Raw genomic sequence first — 21651 nt, forward strand, 5'->3', positions numbered from 1 at the left:
CAAGTTAATAACACCAAACGCCGTCACGGCGTTTGGTGGCAATAGCGGCTTATGAATGCAGGGCGCTGGCCATGCCTTGATGAAAACCTTGAATAAAGGCGGTGGCGCAATCGGGGCCAATGGTACTGCCCAGCAGCAGTAAGGTGGCAACCAGCATCATATTGCGCCGCTGGCGTTTATAGCCAACGGCAAACAGCACTATGGCGGCCAAGGTTATAACGGTTAAAGCGATGGACATAACGGTTCCTTGTATAAAAATCCTGCAATGGTTGTAAAACATCCACCCTGCGTAAACAAGTGCTAAGCCTTTATTAATCAACAAAGAATAAAGGCCGCAGCAGATTTTTGAATGAAGGTCACATCCCTAGTCTTGTTGGCTGGTCCAGTAAAATTCGCTCACCAGGCTGTGCTGCTCACCAGGAGCCAGGGTGACAGCGTCATCGCGAATATTGGCCGCTTCCAGGCAAAGCATGGTTTTAAAACCGTCATCGGGGAACTGGCTGAGGGCTTTGGCTTTTTCAACCCAGGGATTCCAAAGCACCAGGCTTTGGCTACCTTCGCGTTTAACGGCGATAAGGCCTTCACCGGTATCGATATGCTGCAGCGGTTTGTCGGTCAGGTATTGGCGGTCGACTTCGCCGCGAATGGCGGCTGGGCCTTCTTGCAGCAATGGGCCTTCACCAAACTCCACATAGTTACTGCCCGATAAGCCCCTGACTTGCACCTGATAAATGTCTGGTACGGCAAAGTAGCTGTGTAGTGCCTGGGTGAAAGTAAAAGTGCCGTCGCCACTGTTGGTGGTGGTTAACACCAAACGGGCTTTTTTACCCAGCACCATCACCATTGACAGCTGACTTTGATAAGGCCAATACGCCTCTGGCACCGCGTCTTGTGGCAGCGCCAGTTCAATAATGATTTCCCCTGCGTTGTCTTCCACGTCAACCAATTGCCACTCGCTGGTGCGGGCGTAGCCATGGGCGGGGGCATCGGCTGCCGGTTTGTTGTTGCCAAACCAGGGCCAGCAAACCGGTACTCCGCCACGAATGGCGCGGCCCCTGGCAAAGTCTTCAGTGGCGGACAACCACAACAGCGGTTTCATCTCTTTAGGCTGAAAATGCACCAGATGAGCGCCTTGCAGAAAGACACGGGCGTCACACAGGCTTGAGTGAATATCCAGATAAGCCATGTCGGCTGAGCTGCGGCGCAGCGTTACTGAAGCAGGTAAGCTCATCGAAACTCCGGTGAAAAAAGGCTGTTTCATTTTGCAAAGTGCAAGCGACAAGAACAAGTGTATTTGCTTAACAGATCCGATGTCGCTGACGGGTTGATAAAAATCTGTTAGCGTCCGGTAACTTAGCTTTTTTTGTTGTAGGAAATAATACGGGTGTCCGACCGCAACTTGTCACGCAGCGACGTTAAAGTGCTGACCTTATCCGCCTTGGGCGGTGCCTTGGAATTTTACGACTTTATTATTTTTGTGTTTTTTGCCAAGGCGATCGGGCACCTCTTTTTCCCGGCTGACATGCCGGAATGGCTCCGGCAGATGCAAACCTTTGGCATCTTTGCTGCCGGTTATCTGGCGCGGCCTTTGGGCGGCATTGTCATGGCGCATTTTGGCGACCTGCTCGGCCGCAAGAAGATGTTCACCCTGTCTATTTTCATGATGTCGGTGCCCACCTTACTGATTGGGGCACTGCCCACCTATGATAGCTGGGGCTACTGGGCGCCATTGTTACTGGTGTTGATGCGCATTTTGCAAGGTGCCGCCGTTGGTGGTGAAGTGCCCGGCGCCTGGGTTTTTGTCTCTGAACACGTCAAAAAACACCATATTGGCCTGGCGTGCGGCAGCTTATCCTGTGGTTTGGTCGGCGGCATTTTGTTGGGCTCGTTAATGAGCGTATTTATTAACAGCCATTTTGCCGATGTATTGTTGGACTGGGGCTGGCGCATTCCTTTTGTGGTGGGCGGCATCTTCGGTTTGATGTCGGTTTACTTGCGCCAATATCTGCACGAAACGCCAGTGTTTGCCCAGATGCAGCAGCAAAAAGCCTTGGCCTCAGAATTGCCGGTCAAGCTGCTGTTGAAAAACCACAAGGCCGGCATTATTAGAGCCATGGCGGTAACCTGGATTTTAACCGGTGCCATTGTGGTGGTGCTGTTGATGACCCCCACCTTTTTGCAAAATACCGTCCACCTGGGCGCGGTGGCGGTGTTTAAAGCCAATGCCGTGGCCACCTTTGCGGTGATGGTTGGGGCGGTGGTATCAGGCGGCCTTGCCGATCGCATTGGTATGGGCCGGGTGCTGGCCATTTTCAGTGCTTGGCTTGCCATTAGCTACGCCTTGATGATGTGGCTGTTGCCGCAAATGCCCGGGGCCTTGTATCCGCTTTATGCCATTGCTGGCTTTGGGGTGGGGATTGTTGGCGTGGTGCCGGTGGTGGCGGTATCGGCCTTTCCGGCGCCAGTACGTTTTACTGGACTGTCGTTTTCTTACAACCTGGCTTACGCCATCTTTGGTGGCTTTACCCCATCTTGGTATCGCTGCTGGTGGCATGGCATCCCATGGCGACGGTGGCCTATATCGCGCTATTGGGGGTAATGGGTGTGGTGCTGGGGCTAAGGCTGATGCGCCGTTAATCTATAGTAGAGGGGCGTTAGCGCCATTTTCGGAGGTAAGCTATGCCGGTTGCCGATGTAATGACTACCCGAGTTATCTATGTGTACATGGATACCTCACTTAATGAAATTGGCGATATTTTTGCCGAGCGCCCTTTCTACCATCTACCGGTGCTAGATGAGCAAAATGCCTTTGCTGGCTTTGTGTCATTGATTGACTACCTTGAGGCCACCAGCCCTTTTATTGGCACCCCTGCCGAGCGAAATCTCGACCGGGAGCTGTTGAAAAAACCGGCCCATCAAATGATGACCCGGCAAGTGCCAACCTTAAGCGCCGACCAAAACCTGGTGTCAGCCGCGTCTTTACTGCTGCAACATAATTTCAGTTGCCTGCCGGTGGTGGATGCAAACCGCCATCTGATTGGTGTGCTGTCATGGAAAGACATCATGCGTGCCAGTATCGAGAAGTTTGCCGGGGAAGACCCGGCTTAACCCTCACTCTTGAAAGGTGTAGTGTTAACAACAAACGGCACTGGGCCATGCCTGGTGACAATATGAAAGACACAAAACCGATAGGGTTAATCGACTAACTGCAGTTGATAATCATTATCATCTTTGGCTATAGTGAAGCCGTTTCAGGTTTGTGGAGTTCATCATGGATAATGCTGTACCAAAAGGTGCGCTTGGCCGAGCCAGAAAACGGCTGTTGGGCCTGTCCATGCTCGGCCCCGCCTTCATTGCTGCCATTGGCTATATCGACCCGGGTAATTTTGCGACCAATATTCAGTCTGGTGCCCAGTTTGGTTACCAGCTGCTGTGGGTTGTGGTGTGGGCCAACTTGATGGCGATGCTTATTCAGTGGCTCTCCGCCAAGTTAGGCATCGTGACCGGCAAAAACCTTGCCGAACATCTTCGCGACCGTCTGCCCCACAAAGCCTTTGTCTGGTTTTACTGGCTGCAAGCCGAAATTATTGCCATGGCGACTGACCTTGCCGAGTTTGTGGGGGCGGCCATCGGCTTTAAGTTGCTGCTTGGCATTAGCCTGATGGAAGGCGCCTTACTCACCGGTGTAGTGACCTGGGCCATTTTAATGCTGCAAGGGCGTGGCCAGCCGCTACTAGAAAAATGTATTGGTGCCATGCTGTTGATGGTGGCAGCGGCCTTTATTGTTGAGCTGTTTATCTCGCGCCCGGCGTTAGAACCCTTGGCGAAAGGGGCCTTGATCCCGGGAATAAAAAACAGCGACGCCTTATATCTCGCGGCCGGTATTTTGGGCGCGACCGTCATGCCCCACGTGATTTACCTGCACTCAGCGCTGACACAAAAGCGCTATCACAAAATTGATGTCGACCACAGTTTAAAAGCCACCCGCTGGGATGTCGCGGTTGCCATGGCGGTAGCCGGGTTTGTGAACCTGGCGATGGTGGCGGTAGCCGCTGCCACTTTCCACTTTAGTGGCAATCAGGGCGTGGCCGAGCTGGAGCAGGCCCATACCATGCTGGAGCCATTACTGGGTGACGCTGCGGCCACCATTTTTGCGCTGAGTCTGATTGCTGCAGGCTTGTCTTCAACGGTGGTGGGCACCCTAGCCGGGCAGGTGGTTATGCAGGGCTTTTTGCATTTTACCATTCCGCTTTGGCTGCGCCGGTTGCTGACCATGTTGCCCTCGTTGGTGGTTATTGCTCTTGGCTGGGATCCCACCCGCATTCTGGTGGCAAGCCAGGTGGTACTGAGTTTTGGTATCGCTCTGGCACTGGTGCCATTGCTGCTTTTTACCAACAACAAGCAATTGATGGGGCAGTGGGTTAACCGCGGCTTTGTCAAAAACCTAGGTTGGCTTTGCGTGCTGGTCGTGGTGTCCTTAAACGGCTACTTATTGATTACCTTGTAAAAAAGCCCGCGCTGCGGGGCTTTTTTTATTGGTTAAGGTTCGGGGTATTGAGGTCGCGCGCCTGCATCGGTGGCGGCGTCCATTGGTAAAGCCAGGTTTCACTCAGCGCCTTGTCGCCTTTTTTAAGGTACAGCCGCATGTTAATGGGCGCCGTATCGTTACCGGGCACCAAATCAAAGCGGGCACGATAGCCTTTATGGCCGGCAATAGGCCGCACCGACACCAGTTCAACCTTGCCGCTGGAAACGCTAACATCGGCTTTGAGCCCCGATGGCCCGGTCAGTGGCAGCATATCGAAGATGCCCCCCTGAAAATCCACCACAAAGCGGTGGCTGTAATGGTCGCGCTTTTGGCCAACAACGCCGCCAATACCGCTGCGGGTAGCCGTAACCTTGGCCATCGGCGAGCTTTCGGGCATTTTCTCGCCCCAATACATGTTGTAGCTGTAAAGCAGTTCTTGGCCGGGCTTGACCGGCTGGGCCGGTTGCCAGAAAGCAACAATGTTGTCGAAGGTTTCGTCGATGGTGGGGATCTCGGTTAAATCCACCGTGCCCTTGCCCCAATTTCCCACAGGCTCAATCCAAAGACTGGGGCGTTTTTCATAAAAAACGCCATCGTCTTGGTAATGGTCAAAGTCGCGGTCTCGCTGCAACAGGCCAAAGCCCTTGGGGTTTTCGTCACTAAAGGTATTGAAATGCAAGGTGGCCGGGTTGGTCAGTGGCCGCCAAATCCATTCGCCGTTACCACGCCACATCGCCAGGCCGTCTGAGTCGTGAATTTCTGGCCGCCAGTCCCAGGCGGCGCGGTGATCGTTTTCGCCAACTTGGAACATGCTGGTCAGGGGTGCTATACCCAGCCGTTCTATGGCTTTACGTGGGTAGATAGCCGCATCAACATGCATCACCAAAGGCTCACCTGGGGTAATGGTGAAGTGGTAAGCCCCGGCCACACTTTTCGAGTCCATCAACGCATAAACTTCGGCGGTGTCGTCGCCTTTTTTAGGACGCACCAAATAGAAGCGGGTGAACACCGGGAATTCTTCCGGCTTGGGTAGGGCCGTATCAACCGCCAGGCCCCGCGCAGATAAGCCGTACTGCATGTTGGAGCCGACGGCGCGAAAATAACTGGCCCCCAAGAAGGAGACGATATCTCGCTGCCAATCGGTCAGGCTGTGCAGGCGAAAGCCGGCAAAACCTAAATCAGCCGGCAGCTTTTTATGGTCAAGGCCCGACTTGCCGTAATCAAAATAACGTTTGCTGTATGGAATGAGCTGGGCCTTGCCGTCAACCACCTCATAAATTTCTACCGGGGTTTTGGCATACATGCCCAAGTGAAAAAACTCGGCCCGAAAATGGCTAGGCAGTTTGCTCCACAGCGCCTGGTCGTGTTTGAAAACAATAGATTGATGCTGGTCCCAGGTGAGGTCTGCGACCGCTTTAGGCAAGGTATGTTTGCTGCCTTGATAAGGCTTGCTGGCAAGGGCCCGCGCCTTTCCTTTAAGACTTGCAAAACTGAAGGCGTCGGCGTGGGCGGCACTTGCCGCGAAAGCAAGGCCAACGCAAAGGGCCGTCATCGTCTTCATAAAAGATCCCTGTTTTAAACCTGTAGAAGCTAATGTGCCTGAGCCAAGGTGGCTAAAGACTGAACATAATAAAAAGGCCCTTTTTACAGGGCCTTATGGTCTTTATTGGCGGTCTTTATCGCGGATGGCTTTAAATTCCGAACCGGGATACCACTGCGGCCAGGTCCTACTGTTTGCTAATTTATTGGTAATTTCATAAATCAGCGCCATGTCCTGCGCGGTACCACTGAGGTTCCAGCTCGGCGAGTATTCGTCTGCGGGTTTGTGATAACGCTTGGCGATGTATTCCGGATCATTAGCGCCCAGGCTCATAAACAGCAGGCTGGGTACACCCTTGTGGGCCAGCGCGAAGTGATCAGAGCGAAAATAGTAACCGTCTTGCGGTTTGGGGTCATCCTTGAGATGGCGCCCTTGCGCCTTGGCGGCATCGGCAAGGTAGGTTTGTAGCTGGTTCTGGCCGCGGCCAAACAGCAGTGCGTAATCCACTTTACCGGAGACGTTCATGCCGTCCATATTCAGCATCGCCACCATATCTTTGGTGGGCAGCGGCGGGTTGTTGGCAAAAGCGGTTGAGCCCAAAAGCCCCTGTTCTTCACCGGTAAAAGAAACGATGTAAATAGAACGCTCGGGTTTGGTGCCTTTAAAGGCCTCAGCCAGGCTTACCAGGGCGGCGGCGCCACTGGCGTTATCAACAGCGCCGTTGTAGATCTGGTCGCCTTTGAGATTAGGATCGCGGCCAAGGTGGTCCCAATGCGCGGAGATCACAATGGCTTCATCAGGGTATTTACTGCCCTTAATCATGCCCACCACGTTATGAGAAGTGCCGCGCTTAAGGGTGTTGTTAATGGTCAGGTTGGTGGCCAGATGTAAATCCACCGCTTTAAAGCCGGGTTTGGCAGCGGCGCTTTTTAGCTTGGCGTAGTCGTAGCCTGCCGTTTTTAAGATTTTTTCGGCTGTGGCTTTTTGCAGCCAGCCGCGTACGGCCAGCTTATCGGCATTGTCTTTGGCGTCCAGCAGGGTGAATTTTGAACCTTGAGCGCCGCTTTGTACTACGCCCCAGGGGTAACCAGCGGCCTTGGTTTCGTGAATAACCAGTGCGCCAGCGGCGCCTTGGCGCAGCGCTTCTTCGTATTTGTAGGTCCAGCGTCCGTAGTAGGTCATGGTGTTACCACGGAACAGTTTCGGGTTTTGGGTAGCAAAGCCCGGGTCGTTAACCAGCATTACGACGGTTTTGCCTTTAACGTCGATGCCTTTGTAGTCGTCCCAGCCAAGCTCAGGGGCATGAATGCCATAACCGACAAACACCATGTCGGAATCTTTGAGCTGGGTTTGTTTGCTGTAGCGCTGGGTAACGGCCACGAATTGATTGCCGGGGGTAAATTCCTGCTTGCCTACCTTCAGGGTCATGTTTTGGCTGGCGGTGATCTGGCCCATTTCCACCGGTTGGAAATAGCTGCCTTTATACCCCGGTTGCAGCCCGGCCTTAATGAAGGCGTTTTTTAGGTAATGAATGGTTTTAACTTCGCCTCTGACAATGGGGCGCGGCCTTCGAAGTCGTCGGAGGCCAGGGTTTTAACATTCTGACGGTATTCTTTGAGATTGAAGCTGGGGTGGCAGCGGTGGCTTGAATACTGGCAGAGGCCAGTAGTAGCGCACCAAGGTAAGCGGTTTTCATCTTTACTCCTTGCGAACCGGGGTCTAGGCATTGGAGCAAAGTTATCAATAATTTGAAATAAAAAGGTGGCTTAAAAAACGCAATTGTTATGGGGTAAGTACAAAAAAGCCGCACCAGGGTGCGGCTTTTTCATCAACAGCACTGTTATTCAAACATGGCCGAGATGGATTCTTCGTTCGACACCCGGCGAATGGCTTCGGCCAGCATGCCTGACAAGGTCAGCTGGGTAACCTTGCCACAGGCCTTGATGCCATCAGACAGCGGAATGGTGTCGGTAACAATCACCTGATCAATGGCCGATTCGGTGATGTTTTTGGTCGCACCGCCGGAAAATACCGGGTGGGTAGCGTAAGCAAAAACACTACGGGCACCGTTATTTTTCAGGGCTTCTGCGGCTTTACAGAGAGTGCCACCGGTATCAATCATGTCATCAACGATGATGCAGTCGCGGTCTTTGACATCACCGATGATGTTCATCACCTGCGCTTCGTTGGCACGAGGACGACGCTTGTCGATGATCGCCAAATCGGTGTCATTGAGCAGCTTGGCCACGGCGCGGGCCCGTACTACGCCGCCAATATCGGGGCTAACAACGATTGGTTTTTCAAAGTTTTGCGCTTTCATGTGCTCAAGCAGCACCGGGGTACCAAAGACGTTATCGACCGGAACGTCGAAGAAGCCTTGGATCTGTTCGGCGTGCAAGTCTACGGTAAGAACCCGGTCAACACCTACGTTAGACAAGAAGTCGGCCACCACTTTTGCGGTGATCGGCACCCGGGCAGAGCGCACGCGGCGGTCCTGACGGGCATAGCCAAAGTAGGGGATAACGGCAGTAATACGGCCAGCGGAGGCACGGCGCAAAGCGTCGACCATCACCACCAACTCCATCAGGTTGTCGTTGGTGGGAGCGCAAGTAGATTGAATGATGAAAACATCCAGGCCGCGGACGTGATCGTTAATCTGAACGCTGATCTCACCGTCGCTGAAACGGGAGACGACGGCATCACCTAAAGGGATGTAAAGGCGTTCGGCGATCTTTTTCGCCAGGTTGGGGGTGGCATTACCAGCGAAAAGCTTGATGTCAGGCACTGTAAGAACCTCAGGGGCATTGTGTGTTCAGTTTTGACCGGAAAAACCGGCCCTGCAAATCAGTCGCAGACTGCAAGCCGCTCGTGCAGTGGAGAGCGGTTCACACCCTTGGCAACAAAGCTCTGCCATTGGGGCGGCAGCAGCGCTTGGGTAGCAACGGCAGCAACGTGAGAGTTGAACTCTGCAAAGACGCAGCAACCGGTACCCGTCATTCTTGCCGGCGCGTATTCTACCAACCACGAAAAAACCTTTTCAATAACGCTGTAGTGCTTAAAAACAGTTGCTTCGCAATCGTTTGCCCAATCTGCGGCTTTGATCGAGGTAATTGGCCGCTTTGGGGTGTCGCGTTTTAAGTCGTCGGCTTGGAACACCAGGCCAGTATTGACGGCGACCGGCGGCACCACCACCAGGTACCAAGGCTCTGGCGGCGCGGCATCAGTAAATATTTCACCAACGCCTTCGGCATAGGCGGCCTTACCCCGTACAAAAATCGGGACATCTGCGCCAAGGGTTAATCCCCATTGGGCGAGGGTGTCGATATCAACACCGGTTTGCCATAGCCGGTTTAGCCCCACCAGGGTGGTGGCCGCGTTAGATGAGCCGCCGCCTAGGCCGCCGCCCATGGGCAGGCGTTTATCAACGCGAATATCCACGCCCTTTTGGCAGCCGGTTTTTTCGCGCAGCAGGCGGGCGGCTTTAACAATCAGGTTGCTCTCGGCCGGCACGCCGTCAAATTCAGTTAACAGACAAATGGCGTCATCGCTGCGGGCAGTAAAATGCAGCTGGTCGGCAAAATCAACAAACTGAAACAGCGTTTGCAGCTCGTGATAGCCGTCTTGGCGGCGGCCGTTAATAAACAAAAATAAATTCAGCTTGGCCGGCGCCGGCAGCGTTAACGTGGTTGCCATTGGTCTATCTGCAATTTGATACGAATGTTGTCTTTACGTAAATCAAGCTTAGTGGGCAGTTCTCTGCCGCCTTGCCTGCTCCAGCCTTGGTATTGAATGGTCCAACCCTGGCTTTGCAATGTGGCAATGCGGCCTTGTTTGTCTTTGGCGACAATTTGCCCCTGAGCGCCGGCGTTACCTTTTAACCACTGCGGCAAGTCATTCACCGGAATTTGCCAGCCGCTAAGCCGGTACAGAAGCCGCTGGGCATCGGTGTCGTGGTAAGTGCCATTGCGGTTGGTCAGGCTCACTTGCCCGGCTTTACTTTCCATGGCCAATACCTGGGTACCGAGGAAAGTGGTTAATTGCAGGTAATAGTCTTTTTCATCTTGTTGCCAATAAAGGTTGGCTGAGTCACGGCTTTTATCGGTTAGAATGGCCACTTTCCCTGTGACCTCATAATGGTCCAAGGGCTTATCTGGCGCGGGCCAGGTGGCTTTGGGGTGGCTGACGCAGGCGCTTAATAAAACGCTGGCCAACAGCAACAGAAGTGTTTTTTTCATAGGGGCGCAGTATACCGGTGCCTTTGCTTTGGTTTCCATGCCTGGATAATTTTCAGTAGAATTGCCTCGCCAATTGTTTGAGACCCACCGCTTCATGACGTTACTGGCTATCGGCCTAAACCATACAACTGCCCCTGTGGCACTGCGTGAGAAAGTCGCCTTCGGGCCAGACTCCTTGCCCCGTGCGCTGGCAGAATTGCCTGCACTGCCGGGAATGGCAGAAGCGGTTGTATTGTCGACCTGTAACCGCACCGAAATTTTTTGTCAGAGCGATGATGTCCAAACAGTAAGCCATTGGTTGGCACAGTTTCATGAACTAACTGACGATGAGTTAACGCCTTACCTTTACATTTACCAAGGTGATGAAGCCATCGGCCACTTATTACGGGTGGCGTGCGGCCTTGATTCGATGGTGCTGGGCGAGCCGCAAATTCTTGGCCAGCTTAAACAGGCCTACACCCAAGCTCGCCAAGCCGGTACCGTCGCGCAATTGCTGGATAAGTTGTTTCAGCACGGTTTTCGAGTCGCCAAAGAAGTGCGCACCAAAACCGAGATTGGTGCCAACGCCGTGTCGGTGGCTTACGCTTCTGTGTCCCTTGCTCGCCATATTTTCCCCACGCTTTCAGACACCAAAGTGATGCTTATCGGTGCCGGGGAAACCATTGAATTGGTGGCAACGCATTTAAAAGAGCAGGGCGTACACAATTTGATGGTGGCAAACCGTACCCTGGCTCGCGCCGAGAGCCTGGCGCAGCAGGTGGGAGCCAAGGCGATGACCTTGGAAGCCCTGCCTGACAATCTGCACGAAGCCGATATTGTGATTGGTTCTACCGCCAGCCCCTTGCCCATTATCGGTAAAGGCATGGTGGAAAGAGCGCTTAAAGCCCGCCGTCATCGGCCGATGTTCTTTGTTGACTTGGCGGTGCCGCGGGATATTGAAAGCGAAGTCTCAGAGCTTGACGACGCCTTTTTATACACCGTTGATGACCTGCAGCAGATCATCGATGAAAACCGCGCCAAGCGCGAAGCGGCGGCCCAAGAGGCCGAAGCGATGGTGCTGGAGCAAGTGCAGGTTTTTGCCCATTGGATCAAAGGCCTGTCTGCGGTTGACCATATTCGTGATTATCGCCACCACGCCGATGCCATTCGCCAGGAATTGCTTGGTAAAGCGCAAGCGCAACTGGCCGCCGGTGGCGATCCTCAGCAAATTCTCGACAAACTGTCGAGTCAGCTTACCAATAGACTAATTCACGCTCCCACCAAGGCTTTGTCTGAAGCCGGTAAGGCGGGAGATCTGGCCAGGCTAGACAGCATCGCTGGCGTGCTGGGTCTGGATAATCGAGAAAACCCATGAATCCATCGATACTTGCCAAGCTGGAGAGCTTGCAGGAGCGCTTCGAAGAAGTGCAGGCATTGCTGTCGGAACCGGCAGTGATCAGCGACCAAAAACGTTTCCAGGCGTTGTCCAAGGAATTTGGCCAGCTGGAAGAAGTGACCAGCTGCTTTGGCCGTTACAAAAGTGCCCAAGACGACTTGGCGGTCGCCCGCGAGATGCTCGAAGGCGACGACGCCGAAATGCGTGAACTGGCCCAAGACGAAGTTGACGGCGCCAAGGCGCAAATCGACACCTTGGCGCACGAGCTGCAAATTTTGCTGCTGCCCAAAGATCCCAACGACGAGCGCAACGTTTATTTGGAAATTCGTGCCGGTGCTGGCGGTGATGAGGCCGGTATTTTTGCCGGCGATCTGTTCCGTATGTACAGCCGTTATTGCGAAGCGCGCCGCTGGCGGGTGGAAGTGGTATCCAGTAACGATGCCGAACACGGCGGCTTTAAAGAGGTGATTGCCCTTATTAGCGGCGACGGTGTTTATGGCCGCTTTAAGTTTGAGTCCGGCGGCCATCGGGTGCAACGGGTGCCTGCCACCGAGTCGCAAGGGCGCATTCATACCTCGGCCTGTACCGTGGCCATTATGGCCGAGGTGCCTGAAGCTGAAGCGGTGAATATCAATAGCGGCGATCTGCGTATTGATACTTACCGCGCCTCTGGCGCCGGTGGTCAGCACGTTAACCGTACCGATTCGGCGGTGCGTATTACCCACATTCCCACTGGCGTGGTGGTGGAATGCCAAGACGAACGTTCCCAGCACAAGAACAAAGCCAAGGCGATGTCGGTGCTGGCTTCGCGCATTCAAGCCATGGAAGACGAAAAGCGCCGCCTGGTAGAAGAAGCCACTCGCCGCTCGTTGGTTGGCTCTGGCGATCGCTCCGAGCGCATTCGTACCTACAACTATCCGCAAGGCCGAGTAACCGACCACCGCATCAACCTGACGCTGTATCGTTTGGATGAGGTGATGGAAGGCAACCTGGATTTGTTGATTGAGCCCTTGATGCAAGAACACCAGGCCGATTTGCTGGCGGCGTTGGCTCAGGGCCAAGCATGACCCTCAGTGAGGCGCTCAACTGGGGCCGCCAAGCGTTAGCGGGCGGCGAGTCCCCCGATATCGACGCCAAACTGTTGCTACTGGATGCCGCCAAGGTCAGCAATACCACCTTGCTGGCTTTTGGTGAGCGCCCACTTACCGTTGATGCCCAGCAGCGTTTTGAAGCCGCTATTTCCCGCCGCCAGCAAGGCGAACCCGTAGCCCATATCCTCGGCGAGCAGGAATTTTACGGCCTGGCCATGGAAGTTAACGGCCACACCCTCATTCCCAGGCCCGATACTGAAACCTTGGTTGATTTAGCCCTGAACCTCAGTGATGCGCCGCTGCGCTTTTTAGATTTGGGCACCGGTACCGGCGCTATTGCTATTGCCATTAGCCACCATAAGCGGCAGTGGCAGGGCGTGGCGGTGGAAACGGTGCCACAAGCGGCAGCATTGGCGCGGCGTAATGTGGCGCGGCACAAGGTACAGGTTGAGGTGCGTGAAGGCAGCTGGTTTGAACCTGTAGCCGGTGAGCGCTTTGGCTTAATTGTCTCTAACCCGCCGTATATCGACCCTGTCGACCCCCACCTTGGCCAAGGTGATGTACGTTTTGAGCCGTTGTCTGCCTTGGTGGCCGAGGAGGCCGGCCTTAGCGACCTTAGCGCCATTATCAAGCAAGCACCCACTTACCTCACAACCCCCGGTATTTTGATGCTGGAACACGGCTATGACCAAGGCGCGGCGGTGCGCCAGTTACTGCAACAAACCGGCTTTGTTGCGGTGCATACCGAGCGTGATTTGGGTGGCCAGGAAAGGGTGACTTTGGGGCACTGGCGAGACAAATAGCAGCAAAATGCGGTATAATGACGGTTCATTCGCGTAAAGGCCCGTTCTTAATGGCGTTTTTGTTTTTTGCTCGTCAATCTCGGTTATCCCATCTTATTGCTGCTGGCTCAGTAGCGCCGAGTGCTTGCAAAAACGCCCAACCGCTACCGTTTATTGCTTCCTCGGTTCTGGGCTGATCCTATGCTGTCTGCTGATTTAAAAGCCCGTCTGGGGGCCCGTTCCGCTAAGCCGGTGTTAACGGCGCTGCACCTTGCCGCAGAGCTGTCGCAGCAAGATGTGCGTAGCTTTGAAAGCTGTCTGTTGGCTTGGCGCGACCAGTTGAGCATTCGCATCAGCGGTCTGGAAAAACAGGCGCAGCTCGATGGTTTGCTGAGCTTTTTCTACCATGAGCTAGCCTTTAGTGGCGATAACAGCCACTTCACCAGCCAGGGCTGTTTGCTCACCTCGGTTATTCATGACCGCAAGGGCAGCGCCGCGGCGTTGGGTTTATTGCTGCTATATTTTGCAGAAAGCCAAGATGTGGCACTTGATGCCATTGATTTTCCTGGCTATTTATTACTAACCAGCCCGCAGCGCCAAGATGCCTTTTTAGACCCGCTTACCGGTGCTTGGCATCCGCTGGATGAGCTGGAACTGTGGCTGCGCGGCTTAAAAGGCAACTGGCAGCGTTTGCAACACAAACATACCGAGCCCTTAGGTAATCAAGCGTTGCTGCTGCGCCTGCTTAAAGCCACCAAAGGAGCCTTGACCCGTGATGGCCGCTTGATGGAAGCGGTGAAGGTAACGCAGGCGATGGTCGAGCTAAGCCCAGACGACCCATACCTTATTCGTGACCGCGGTTATTTATTGGCCGAGCTCAATTGCGTGGTGCCAGCCAAGGACGATTTAAGCTATTTTGTTGAACATTGCCCGGACGATCCGGCCTGTGCGCTTCTGAGAAGTAAAATGAAGGCTCTGCCGACCAGTAAGGCGACTTTACACTAGCCACCTTAAGGAGACATGGATGCAGACGCCGCTCTTGCAAAATGATGCGACGGTTCTGGGGTTATTAACGGTATTGCTGGGGTTGGTGTTTTATACCAGCCATTGTGAAAATCGGTATTTCAAAGCCTTCTACCGATTTGTTCCTGCCTTACTGCTGTGTTACTTCCTGCCTTCCCTTTTTAATAGCGCCGGTATTATTGACGGCGACCACTCCAAACTTTACTTCGTTGCTTCGCGCTACCTATTGCCAGCCTGCTTAGTGCTGCTGTGTATGTCCATTGATTTCAAAGCCATCCTTGGCCTGGGCCCAAAAGCATTAACGATGTTTTTGGTGGGCACCTTGGGTATTGTGCTGGGCGGGCCCATTGCGCTGCTGGTGATGCGCTTTTTCGACCCAGAGCTGTTGAGCGGCGGTGATGGCTCTGAAGCGCTATGGCGGGGTATGACCACCATTGCCGGCTCCTGGATAGGCGGCGGCGCCAACCAAGCGGCGATGAAAGAGGTTTACCAAGTCGGTAATGGTATTTTTTCGGTGATGGTGACGGTCGATGTCATTGTCGCCAATATCTGGATGGCGGTGCTGCTTTATCTGGCCTCACGGTCAACGCAAATTGATAAGCGCATTGGCGCCGATACCCGCGGCATTGAGCTGTTAAAAAACAAGGTGCAGGCTTTCCACGCCGAGCACGCCAAAATTCCTGACACCCGCGATTTAATACTGATTATTGCCGTGGGTTTTGGCGCCACCGGCTTGTCCCATTGGGTGGCTGACGTGGTTACACCCTGGATGGTGGCCAATGTGCCCTGGGGCGCACGCTACAGCCTGCATTCCGACTTTTTCTGGATGATTGTCACCGCCACCAGTATTGGCTTGGTATTGTCGTTCACCCGGGCCAGGCGCTTAGAAGGTGCTGGCGCGTCAAAAGTGGCGACGGTGTTTTTATATATTCTGGTGGCCACCATTGGCATGAAGATGGACGTGCTGGCCATTAAAGACACCCCCATTTACTTTGTGATTGGGTTTATCTGGATGGCTTTTCATGCCGCCTTGATGTTGGTTGTAGCGCGCATAATCAAGGCGCCACTGTTTTATATGGCGGTAGGCTCTCAGGCCAATGTGGGTGGTGCCGCCTCGGCCCCTGTGGTAGCTTCCGCATTTCATCCGGCACTGGCCCCGGTAGGGGTATTATTGGCGGTGCTCGGATATGCGCTTGGCACCTATATGGCTTGGCTTTGCGGCCAGCTGATGCATTTTATTTCGCTTTAAGGACGTACCATGCAAGAGAACATCCAACTGGGTGGTTTTGAAGTCGGCAACCACAAGCCTTTTACCCTGTTCGGGGGGATGAATGTGCTGGAATCTCGGGATCTGGCGATGGCGATTTGCGAGCACTACGTGGAAGTAACCAGCCGCCTTGGTATTCCTTACGTCTTTAAAGCGAGCTTTGATAAGGCCAACCGCTCCAGCGTGCATTCTTACCGTGGCCCGGGCTTGGACGAAGGCCTGAAAATCTTTGAAGAAATCAAAAACACCTTCAAGGTGCCGGTGATAACTGACGTCCACGAACCTTACCAGGCTGCCCCTGTAGCCGAAGTGTGCGACGTTATTCAGCTGCCGGCATTTTTGGCCCGCCAAACTGACTTAGTGGTGGCGATGGCCAAAACCGGCGCCATTATCAACGTTAAAAAACCGCAGTTTTTAGCGCCCCATGAAATGCGCCACATCCTGAAGAAGTTTGTTGAAGCCGGTAATAACACCGTCATGCTTTGTGAGCGTGGCAGTAGCTTTGGTTACAACAACCTGGTGGTTGATATGCTGGGCATGGATGAAATGAAGCACTTTGATGTGCCGGTTATTTTTGACGCCACCCACGCTTTGCAGCGCCCCGGTGGCCGCAGTGATAGCGCCGATGGCCGCCGTGCTCAGGCGGCAGAGCTGGCCCGCTGCGGTATGGCGCTGGGTATTGCCGGTCTCTTTATTGAAGCGCACCCAGACCCTGATAAAGCCCTTTGTGACGGCCCTTGCGCGCTGCCCTTGGACAAGCTTGAAGGCTACCTTAGCCAGATGAAAGCAGTGGATGACCTGGTTAAATCCTTCGCGCCCTTAGATACCCGTGGCTAAGTGGTTGTAAAAAAAGCCCGGCTAGTAGCCGGGCTTTTTTTAAGCTTTTAGGTTTTCTGGAAAGTTGGCTGGCAGTTCGCTTGCCGCGCAGCTGATAACGGTTTCATCGTTTTCGCCGCAGTCGCGAACAAAAGTAATGGTGGCGAACTCGTCAATCACCTCAGTGGGGTAGGCCGGGCCTGCATCGCGATAAGACTGCATCAAGGGAATGTGGTCGTTCTGGAAGCACACCGTTTTTTGCGGCTCGTTAATCACCCAGCGCGGGAAGAAAATGGTGCCGTGGAAAACCTTATCGCCAAGGTTGGCTATCAGGCTGACATCAGTGCCGGTAGGTTCGGTCCAGGAAATTTTGTAAACCGCTTCACCCACTCGGGCCAAATACATTTTTTGGTCTCTTACCCAGCGGTTACCAACAATGCCGCTATGAATACGGTAATCCAAGGTTTCGGCATTCTTCACGTAAATTTCGTAGTTCCAGCCGTTGTCGTAGGTATAAACCAAGTGTTTGCCAATAATGCCGGTTAAATCAGTTTTATCAAACATAACCTCTCCTGTTTATCGTTGTTTTCGTTTGAATGATGTTAGGTTATGCCTTTATCTATTTTATAAAAAACGCTATTTTTTTATAAAAAATATAGAGATTTTTTATATGTTCACCACCACCTTGGAACAATGGGCGCTGCTAAAAAGCGTGATTGACTGCGGTTCTATCGCCCGGGCCGCTGAGCATAATAACCGCAGCCAGCCAGCAGTGAGCTACCAGTTAAATAAGCTGCAAGAACGGTTAGGGGTAACATTGCTAACCCTTAAAGGCCGAAAGCTGGAGTTAACCGCCCAAGGGCAGTTACTGCTGGAACAGGCCACCTTGCTCATGGACAGCTGGCAGGATTTAGAGCGCCAGGCGGCATCGTTAAAGGCTGGCGACCGGCCTTTTGTGAATCTGGTGGTCGACAGTATTTTCCCTAAAGCACCGCTCTTTGCTGGGCTAAAGCGTTTTCACCAGCAGTTTCCCCACACTCAGGTACACGTCATTGAAAGCATTAAAGATGAGGGGATGCTGCAAATTACCGAGCAAAATGGCGACTTGTATCTGGTGAGCTTGGCCGACAATAGCAAGCTGGAAAAGACCTTTGTCACCTCGGTGCCCTTTGTTTTGGTGGCCCATAAAGACCACCCGTTAATGGCAGTGCCTAGCTCGCTTCGCCCCGCGCATTTAACCCGTTATCCGCTGATCCAAGTGGTGGATAAGCACACGCAGCTGGCGGGAAAGCAGCAAAGCTCCTGGTTTTTTAATGCCATTAGCTCGGCAATAGATGCGGTGTTAGAGCAATTGGGTTACGGCTGGTTACCGGCGCATGCGGTAGCAGCGTTGCTGGCAGAAGGGACCTTGCAAGAGGTGGATGCGCTGCAGTTCCCACCGCGGCTGACATCGCTTTATTTTGTGAAAAGTGCCAGTGCGCGCTATGACAGCACCATTGCCGCGTTAACCGACACGATTTTGGCCTCGGTGGTGGCGCTCAGCGCAACGTCGCCATAAAAAAGCCCGGCAAGGTGCCGGGCAAAACGTTGGTTTGGGAAAAGTTTACTGCGTTTGTTGCTGTGCGTGTTGAGGCAGCTCAACCACGGCGACGTCAATGGTGCGGCTAGACTGGCTGTCTTGGTGCTTTTGCACGTCGATAGCAGCAACTGCGGCATTGATGTTCTTGGCCATATCACTGATGGAGGCAGTGACAGGGGCATGAATAGGTTCTGGTTTGTCCACCGGCATTACGGTCAGGGCGGTGGCGGCAATTAGACCCGCAAATAACATAGTTCACCTCAAAAAAGCTTCAATCCGAGAAAGGTCTGGAGCGCTTTGAATGGCACTACGGGGAAAAGTCTAACTACCCGTTTTCAAAGTAAATGCCCCAGAAAGTGACGCCAATATAGTTTTCGGTTGGTGGTTTTTCAAACGATGAAATATAATAGCCAAGCATTAGAAAAATTTATGTAAAGCCAGGATTTGCCCATGGCCCGTCAACTGCCGCCGTTAAACGCCGTTAAAGCTTTTGAAGCTGCGGCTAGGCACCTAAGTTTTACCCGCGCTGCCGAAGAACTGTTTGTGACCCAGGCGGCCATTAGCCACCAAATTAAAAGCCTTGAAGATCACTTGGGTCTGAAGCTCTTTAAGCGTCGTAACCGTTCCTTGTTGCTGACCGAAGAAGGCCAAGGCTACTACCTCGACATTAAAGATATTTTTGCCAACCTCGCTGAGGCGACCGCACGGGTACTGGCTCGTAGCGCCAAAGGCACCCTGACGGTGGCGATGCAGCCTAGCTACGCCATTCAATGGATGGTGCCAAGGCTGGCGCGCTTTGCCGAAGCGCACCCAGATATTGATGTGCGTATTAAAGCCACCGAAACAGAAGAAGGCGGCTTGACCGACGATGTCGATATCGCCATCTATTACGGCCGTGGCTATTGGCCTGGGTTAAGAGCCGACCGCCTGCAAACCGAATATTTGCTGCCGGTGTGTAGCCCCATTTTGTTGTCAGGGGCTAAGCCGCTAGAAAAGCCAGAAGATTTAGCCAATCACACCTTGCTGCACGATGGCAGCCGCAAGGCCTGGCAAACCTGGGTGAAAAATTTAGGGCTGTCGCACCTGATTAAGGTCAACCAAGGCCCTATTTTTTCGCACTCGGCGATGGTGCTTCAGGCGGCGATGTACGGCCAAGGGGTCGCCCTTGCCCACTCGGTGCTGGCCGAGCCAGATATCACCGCTGGCCGCTTGGTGTGCCCCTTTAAAGAAGTGTTGCGTTCCCCTAATGCCTATTTTCTGGTCTGCCAGCAGTCCCAGGCCGAGCAAGGGAAAATTGTTGCCTTCCGTGACTGGGTGTTGTCTTTGGTCAAAGTCGAAGAAGAACAGTTGTTGCCGGAGGACATGCATGTCGCAGGTTAAGTTGGTGTTGGCCCATGGCAGTGGCGCCGGCCAGCAGCACCCTTTTATGCAAAGCATCAAGGCCGCGTTAGTGGCCGAAGGCATTGAGGTGGTGACCTTCGATTTTCCTTATATGCAAAAGGCCATTGCTGCGGGTAAACCGCGGCCACCGGATAAAATGCCGGTACTGGTTGAGGCCATGAAGGCACATTGTCGCGGCATTAGTGGGCCGTTTTTTTTGGCGGGGAAATCCCTTGGCGCCCGGGTGGCGATGAATCTTGCCGCCGAACTTTACCAGCAAGGTCAAAAGGTTAATGGCGTAATGGCATTAGGCTATCCCTTTCATCCTCCCGGTAAGCCCGACAAACTGCGCCTTGAGCCTATCGAAAATTTGTCCACGCCCGCCTTGATCCTGCAAGGGGAGCGGGATACCTTTGGCGCCCGCGACGAAGTGGCCAGCTATGGCCTCGGCGTTGCGGTGAGTTTTTTGCCCGATGGCGACCATAGCTTTAAGCCGCGAAAACGTAGCGGTTATACCGAGCAAGGCAACCTTGCACAGGCAGCTGCCGCCATGCTGGCCTTTATCAAGGAGAACGGCTGATGCGGTTTATTTTGGCTGTTGCGGCTTTCTATGGCGCAACCGGGGTAGCGATGGGGGCTTTCGCCGCCCATGGCTTGAAAAAGTTAGTTAGCGCCGAAATGGTTGAGGTGGTAGATACCGGGGTGCGCTATCAAATGCTGCATGCCATTACCCTTATCGGTTTAGTGCTGCTTGCTACTCGTATTAACAGCCCTTGGCTAACCACCAGCGCTTGGCTGATTGCCGTTGGCACCTTGTTGTTTTCTGGCAGCCTGTATTTTTTAGGGCTGACCGACATTAAGTTTTTTGGCCCCGTCACGCCGATCGGTGGCGTTTGTTTGATCCTGGGTTGGTTGGCATTGATGGTAACGGCCCTCAAGGAGACCTTGTGAAGCACCTTTTGCTCTATTGTCGCCCCGGTTTTGAAGGGGAATGTGCTCAGGAAATTGAGGCCCGTGCTGCCGAGCGTGAGGTGTACGGTTTTGCCCGCGTCAAGGGTAATACCGGCTACGTACTGTTTGAGTGCTACGACCCTGCCGATAGCGCTAAATTGTTGAGCCAGTTACCGGTTAATAAGCTGATTTTTGCCAGGCAGATGATCCGGGTGGCGCCGCAGGTATTGGAGATGTCTACCGACGACCGCCTCAATCCGCTTTATATGGCGGTGGCAGAAGACATGCCCGAATGCGGCCAGTTGTGGGTTGAAACTCTTGATACCAACGAAGGTAAAGAGCTCAACCGACTGTGCCGTTCCATTGCCACGCCAATGAAGGCGTTTTTCAAAAAGGCTGGCAAGCTGACGGCGAAGGAACATAGCGCCAAGCCGGTAATGCATGTGTGTTTTACCGGCACCGACAGCGCCTTTATTGGTTACTCTCAGCCCAAAAACCATTATCCGCACCTGATGGGGATCATGCGGCTGAAATTTCCCAAAGACGCCCCCAGCCGCTCAACCCTGAAGCTGGAAGAAGCCTTTCATTACTTCCTGTCGAAAACCCAGCGCGAAAAGCGCATGGAGTCGGGTATGAATGCGGTGGACCTTGGCGCGGCGCCCGGTGGCTGGACCTATCAGTTAGTACAAAAAGGCATGATGGTCAGCGCCGTTGATAACGGCCCCATGGACCAAAAACTGCTTGATAGCGGCCAGGTAAAACATATCCGTGAAGATGGCTTTAAGTGGCTGCCGAAAAAGCACAATGTGCATTGGCTGGTGTGCGACATGATTGAAAGCCCGAAACGGGTTGCCAACCTGATGTGCGATTGGTTTATCGACGAGTGGTGTATAGAGGCCATTTTTAACCTTAAATTGCCGGTTAAACGCCGTTTTCACACCGTGGAAGAGTGTTTGGAGCTTATTTACGAGCGGCTGGATAAAGCCGGCGTGCCATATCGCTTAGCCGCCAAGCACCTTTATTACGACCGCGAAGAAATCACGGTGCACTTAAGCCGTAAGTAAAAAAAGCCCGCTTAAGCGGG

At 53.5% G+C, this 21651-nt stretch carries 23 protein-coding genes; 14 read left to right on the forward strand and 9 right to left on the reverse strand.

From position 1 onward, the window contains the following. Positions 1 to 49: 49 nt before the first annotated feature. Positions 50 to 238: a hypothetical protein gene (locus tag DW350_RS05270; RefSeq protein WP_115717873.1), complete on the reverse strand. Its 189-nt coding sequence runs from the start codon at positions 236 to 238 to the stop codon at positions 50 to 52. Positions 239 to 364: 126 nt separating this feature from the next. Continuing rightward, the gene (locus DW350_RS05275) at positions 365 to 1231 is read right to left on the reverse strand and encodes a D-hexose-6-phosphate mutarotase (protein WP_192954815.1); all 867 of its coding nucleotides are present in this window, start codon (positions 1229 to 1231) and stop codon (positions 365 to 367) included. 153 nt (positions 1232 to 1384) lie between these two features. Here DW350_RS05275 and DW350_RS05280 point away from each other — a divergent pair, with 153 nt between their 5' ends. The 3 genes from DW350_RS05280 to DW350_RS05290 all read left to right on the forward strand — a co-directional run bounded on the left by DW350_RS05280 (position 1385) and on the right by DW350_RS05290 (position 4507). Next, positions 1385 to 2599, forward strand: a complete 1215-nt coding sequence (locus DW350_RS05280; RefSeq protein WP_336406975.1) for an MFS transporter — start codon at positions 1385 to 1387, stop codon at positions 2597 to 2599. A gap of 80 nt (positions 2600 to 2679) precedes the next feature. After that, complete coding sequence (locus tag DW350_RS05285; RefSeq protein WP_115717875.1) at positions 2680 to 3108, forward strand: CBS domain-containing protein; 429 nt, start codon at positions 2680 to 2682, stop codon at positions 3106 to 3108. A 163-nt stretch (positions 3109 to 3271) separates the two neighbouring features. Then, complete coding sequence (locus DW350_RS05290; RefSeq protein WP_115717876.1) at positions 3272 to 4507, forward strand: Nramp family divalent metal transporter; 1236 nt, start codon at positions 3272 to 3274, stop codon at positions 4505 to 4507. Between the two features lie 25 nt (positions 4508 to 4532). Here DW350_RS05290 and DW350_RS05295 read toward each other — a convergent pair whose 3' ends face one another. The 5 genes from DW350_RS05295 to lolB all read right to left on the reverse strand — a co-directional run bounded on the left by DW350_RS05295 (position 4533) and on the right by lolB (position 10303). Then, positions 4533 to 6089, reverse strand: coding sequence for a glucan biosynthesis protein (locus DW350_RS05295; RefSeq protein WP_115717877.1), 1557 nt, complete (start codon positions 6087 to 6089; stop codon positions 4533 to 4535). A gap of 102 nt (positions 6090 to 6191) precedes the next feature. Beyond that, positions 6192 to 7523 carry a M28 family metallopeptidase gene (locus DW350_RS05300; RefSeq protein ID WP_226911395.1) on the reverse strand — a complete coding sequence of 444 codons (1332 nt, stop codon included), beginning with the start codon at positions 7521 to 7523 and terminating at the stop codon, positions 6192 to 6194. A gap of 385 nt (positions 7524 to 7908) precedes the next feature. After that, positions 7909 to 8853, reverse strand: a complete 945-nt coding sequence (locus tag DW350_RS05305) for a ribose-phosphate pyrophosphokinase (RefSeq protein WP_115717878.1) — start codon at positions 8851 to 8853, stop codon at positions 7909 to 7911. Positions 8854 to 8912: 59 nt separating this feature from the next. After that, a complete protein-coding gene (gene ispE / locus DW350_RS05310; protein WP_115717879.1) occupies positions 8913 to 9761 on the reverse strand; it encodes a 4-(cytidine 5'-diphospho)-2-C-methyl-D-erythritol kinase in 849 nt (282 codons plus the stop codon). Beyond that, complete coding sequence (gene lolB / locus DW350_RS05315) at positions 9746 to 10303, reverse strand: lipoprotein insertase outer membrane protein LolB (protein WP_192954816.1); 558 nt, start codon at positions 10301 to 10303, stop codon at positions 9746 to 9748. The genes ispE and lolB overlap by 16 nt, the downstream gene beginning before the upstream one ends. 94 nt (positions 10304 to 10397) lie before the next feature. On the opposite strand from lolB, the gene hemA reads away from it, so the two are divergent. From hemA to kdsA, 6 genes are all read left to right on the forward strand, one after another. Next, positions 10398 to 11657, forward strand: a complete 1260-nt coding sequence (hemA, locus tag DW350_RS05320; RefSeq protein WP_115717881.1) for a glutamyl-tRNA reductase — start codon at positions 10398 to 10400, stop codon at positions 11655 to 11657. Further along, positions 11654 to 12745 carry a peptide chain release factor 1 gene (prfA, locus tag DW350_RS05325; protein WP_115717882.1) on the forward strand — a complete coding sequence of 364 codons (1092 nt, stop codon included), beginning with the start codon at positions 11654 to 11656 and terminating at the stop codon, positions 12743 to 12745. Before hemA ends, prfA begins: the two co-directional genes overlap by 4 nt. Beyond that, complete coding sequence (prmC, locus tag DW350_RS05330) at positions 12742 to 13572, forward strand: peptide chain release factor N(5)-glutamine methyltransferase (protein ID WP_115717883.1); 831 nt, start codon at positions 12742 to 12744, stop codon at positions 13570 to 13572. Before prfA ends, prmC begins: the two co-directional genes overlap by 4 nt. 180 nt (positions 13573 to 13752) lie before the next feature. Continuing rightward, complete coding sequence (locus DW350_RS05335) at positions 13753 to 14556, forward strand: transglutaminase family protein (RefSeq protein ID WP_115717884.1); 804 nt, start codon at positions 13753 to 13755, stop codon at positions 14554 to 14556. A gap of 19 nt (positions 14557 to 14575) precedes the next feature. Next, positions 14576 to 15823 (forward strand): DUF819 family protein, encoded by a 1248-nt coding sequence (locus DW350_RS05340; protein ID WP_115717885.1) that lies wholly within the window; start codon positions 14576 to 14578, stop codon positions 15821 to 15823. Positions 15824 to 15832: 9 nt separating this feature from the next. Beyond that, on the forward strand, positions 15833 to 16678 hold the full coding sequence (gene kdsA, locus DW350_RS05345) for a 3-deoxy-8-phosphooctulonate synthase (protein ID WP_115717886.1): 846 nt from the start codon (positions 15833 to 15835) through the stop codon (positions 16676 to 16678). A gap of 39 nt (positions 16679 to 16717) precedes the next feature. Here kdsA and DW350_RS05350 read toward each other — a convergent pair whose 3' ends face one another. Then, a complete protein-coding gene (locus DW350_RS05350) occupies positions 16718 to 17221 on the reverse strand; it encodes a phenolic acid decarboxylase (RefSeq protein WP_115720570.1) in 504 nt (167 codons plus the stop codon). A 106-nt stretch (positions 17222 to 17327) separates the two neighbouring features. On the opposite strand from DW350_RS05350, the gene DW350_RS05355 reads away from it, so the two are divergent. After that, entirely contained in the window at positions 17328 to 18215 is an 888-nt protein-coding gene (locus DW350_RS05355) for a LysR family transcriptional regulator (protein ID WP_192954817.1), read from the forward strand. Between the two features lie 45 nt (positions 18216 to 18260). Here DW350_RS05355 and DW350_RS05360 read toward each other — a convergent pair whose 3' ends face one another. Next, positions 18261 to 18488 carry a hypothetical protein gene (locus DW350_RS05360; protein ID WP_115717888.1) on the reverse strand — a complete coding sequence of 76 codons (228 nt, stop codon included), beginning with the start codon at positions 18486 to 18488 and terminating at the stop codon, positions 18261 to 18263. Between the two features lie 198 nt (positions 18489 to 18686). Between DW350_RS05360 and DW350_RS05365 the strand changes: the two genes are divergently transcribed. The 4 genes from DW350_RS05365 to rlmM are packed head-to-tail and all read left to right on the forward strand — an operon-like array spanning position 18687 to position 21631. Then, positions 18687 to 19616 carry a transcriptional regulator GcvA gene (locus tag DW350_RS05365; protein WP_115717889.1) on the forward strand — a complete coding sequence of 310 codons (930 nt, stop codon included), beginning with the start codon at positions 18687 to 18689 and terminating at the stop codon, positions 19614 to 19616. Further along, positions 19603 to 20196, forward strand: coding sequence for an alpha/beta fold hydrolase (locus tag DW350_RS05370; protein ID WP_115717890.1), 594 nt, complete (start codon positions 19603 to 19605; stop codon positions 20194 to 20196). The genes DW350_RS05365 and DW350_RS05370 overlap by 14 nt, the downstream gene beginning before the upstream one ends. Beyond that, positions 20196 to 20567 (forward strand): DUF423 domain-containing protein, encoded by a 372-nt coding sequence (locus tag DW350_RS05375; RefSeq protein ID WP_115717891.1) that lies wholly within the window; start codon positions 20196 to 20198, stop codon positions 20565 to 20567. The genes DW350_RS05370 and DW350_RS05375 overlap by 1 nt, the downstream gene beginning before the upstream one ends. Further along, complete coding sequence (gene rlmM, locus DW350_RS05380) at positions 20564 to 21631, forward strand: 23S rRNA (cytidine(2498)-2'-O)-methyltransferase RlmM (protein ID WP_115717892.1); 1068 nt, start codon at positions 20564 to 20566, stop codon at positions 21629 to 21631. Before DW350_RS05375 ends, rlmM begins: the two co-directional genes overlap by 4 nt. Positions 21632 to 21651 lie beyond the last annotated feature (20 nt).

Source organism: Gallaecimonas mangrovi (assembly GCF_003367375.1).
In the GTDB taxonomy this organism is placed as follows: domain Bacteria; phylum Pseudomonadota; class Gammaproteobacteria; order Enterobacterales; family Gallaecimonadaceae; genus Gallaecimonas; species Gallaecimonas mangrovi.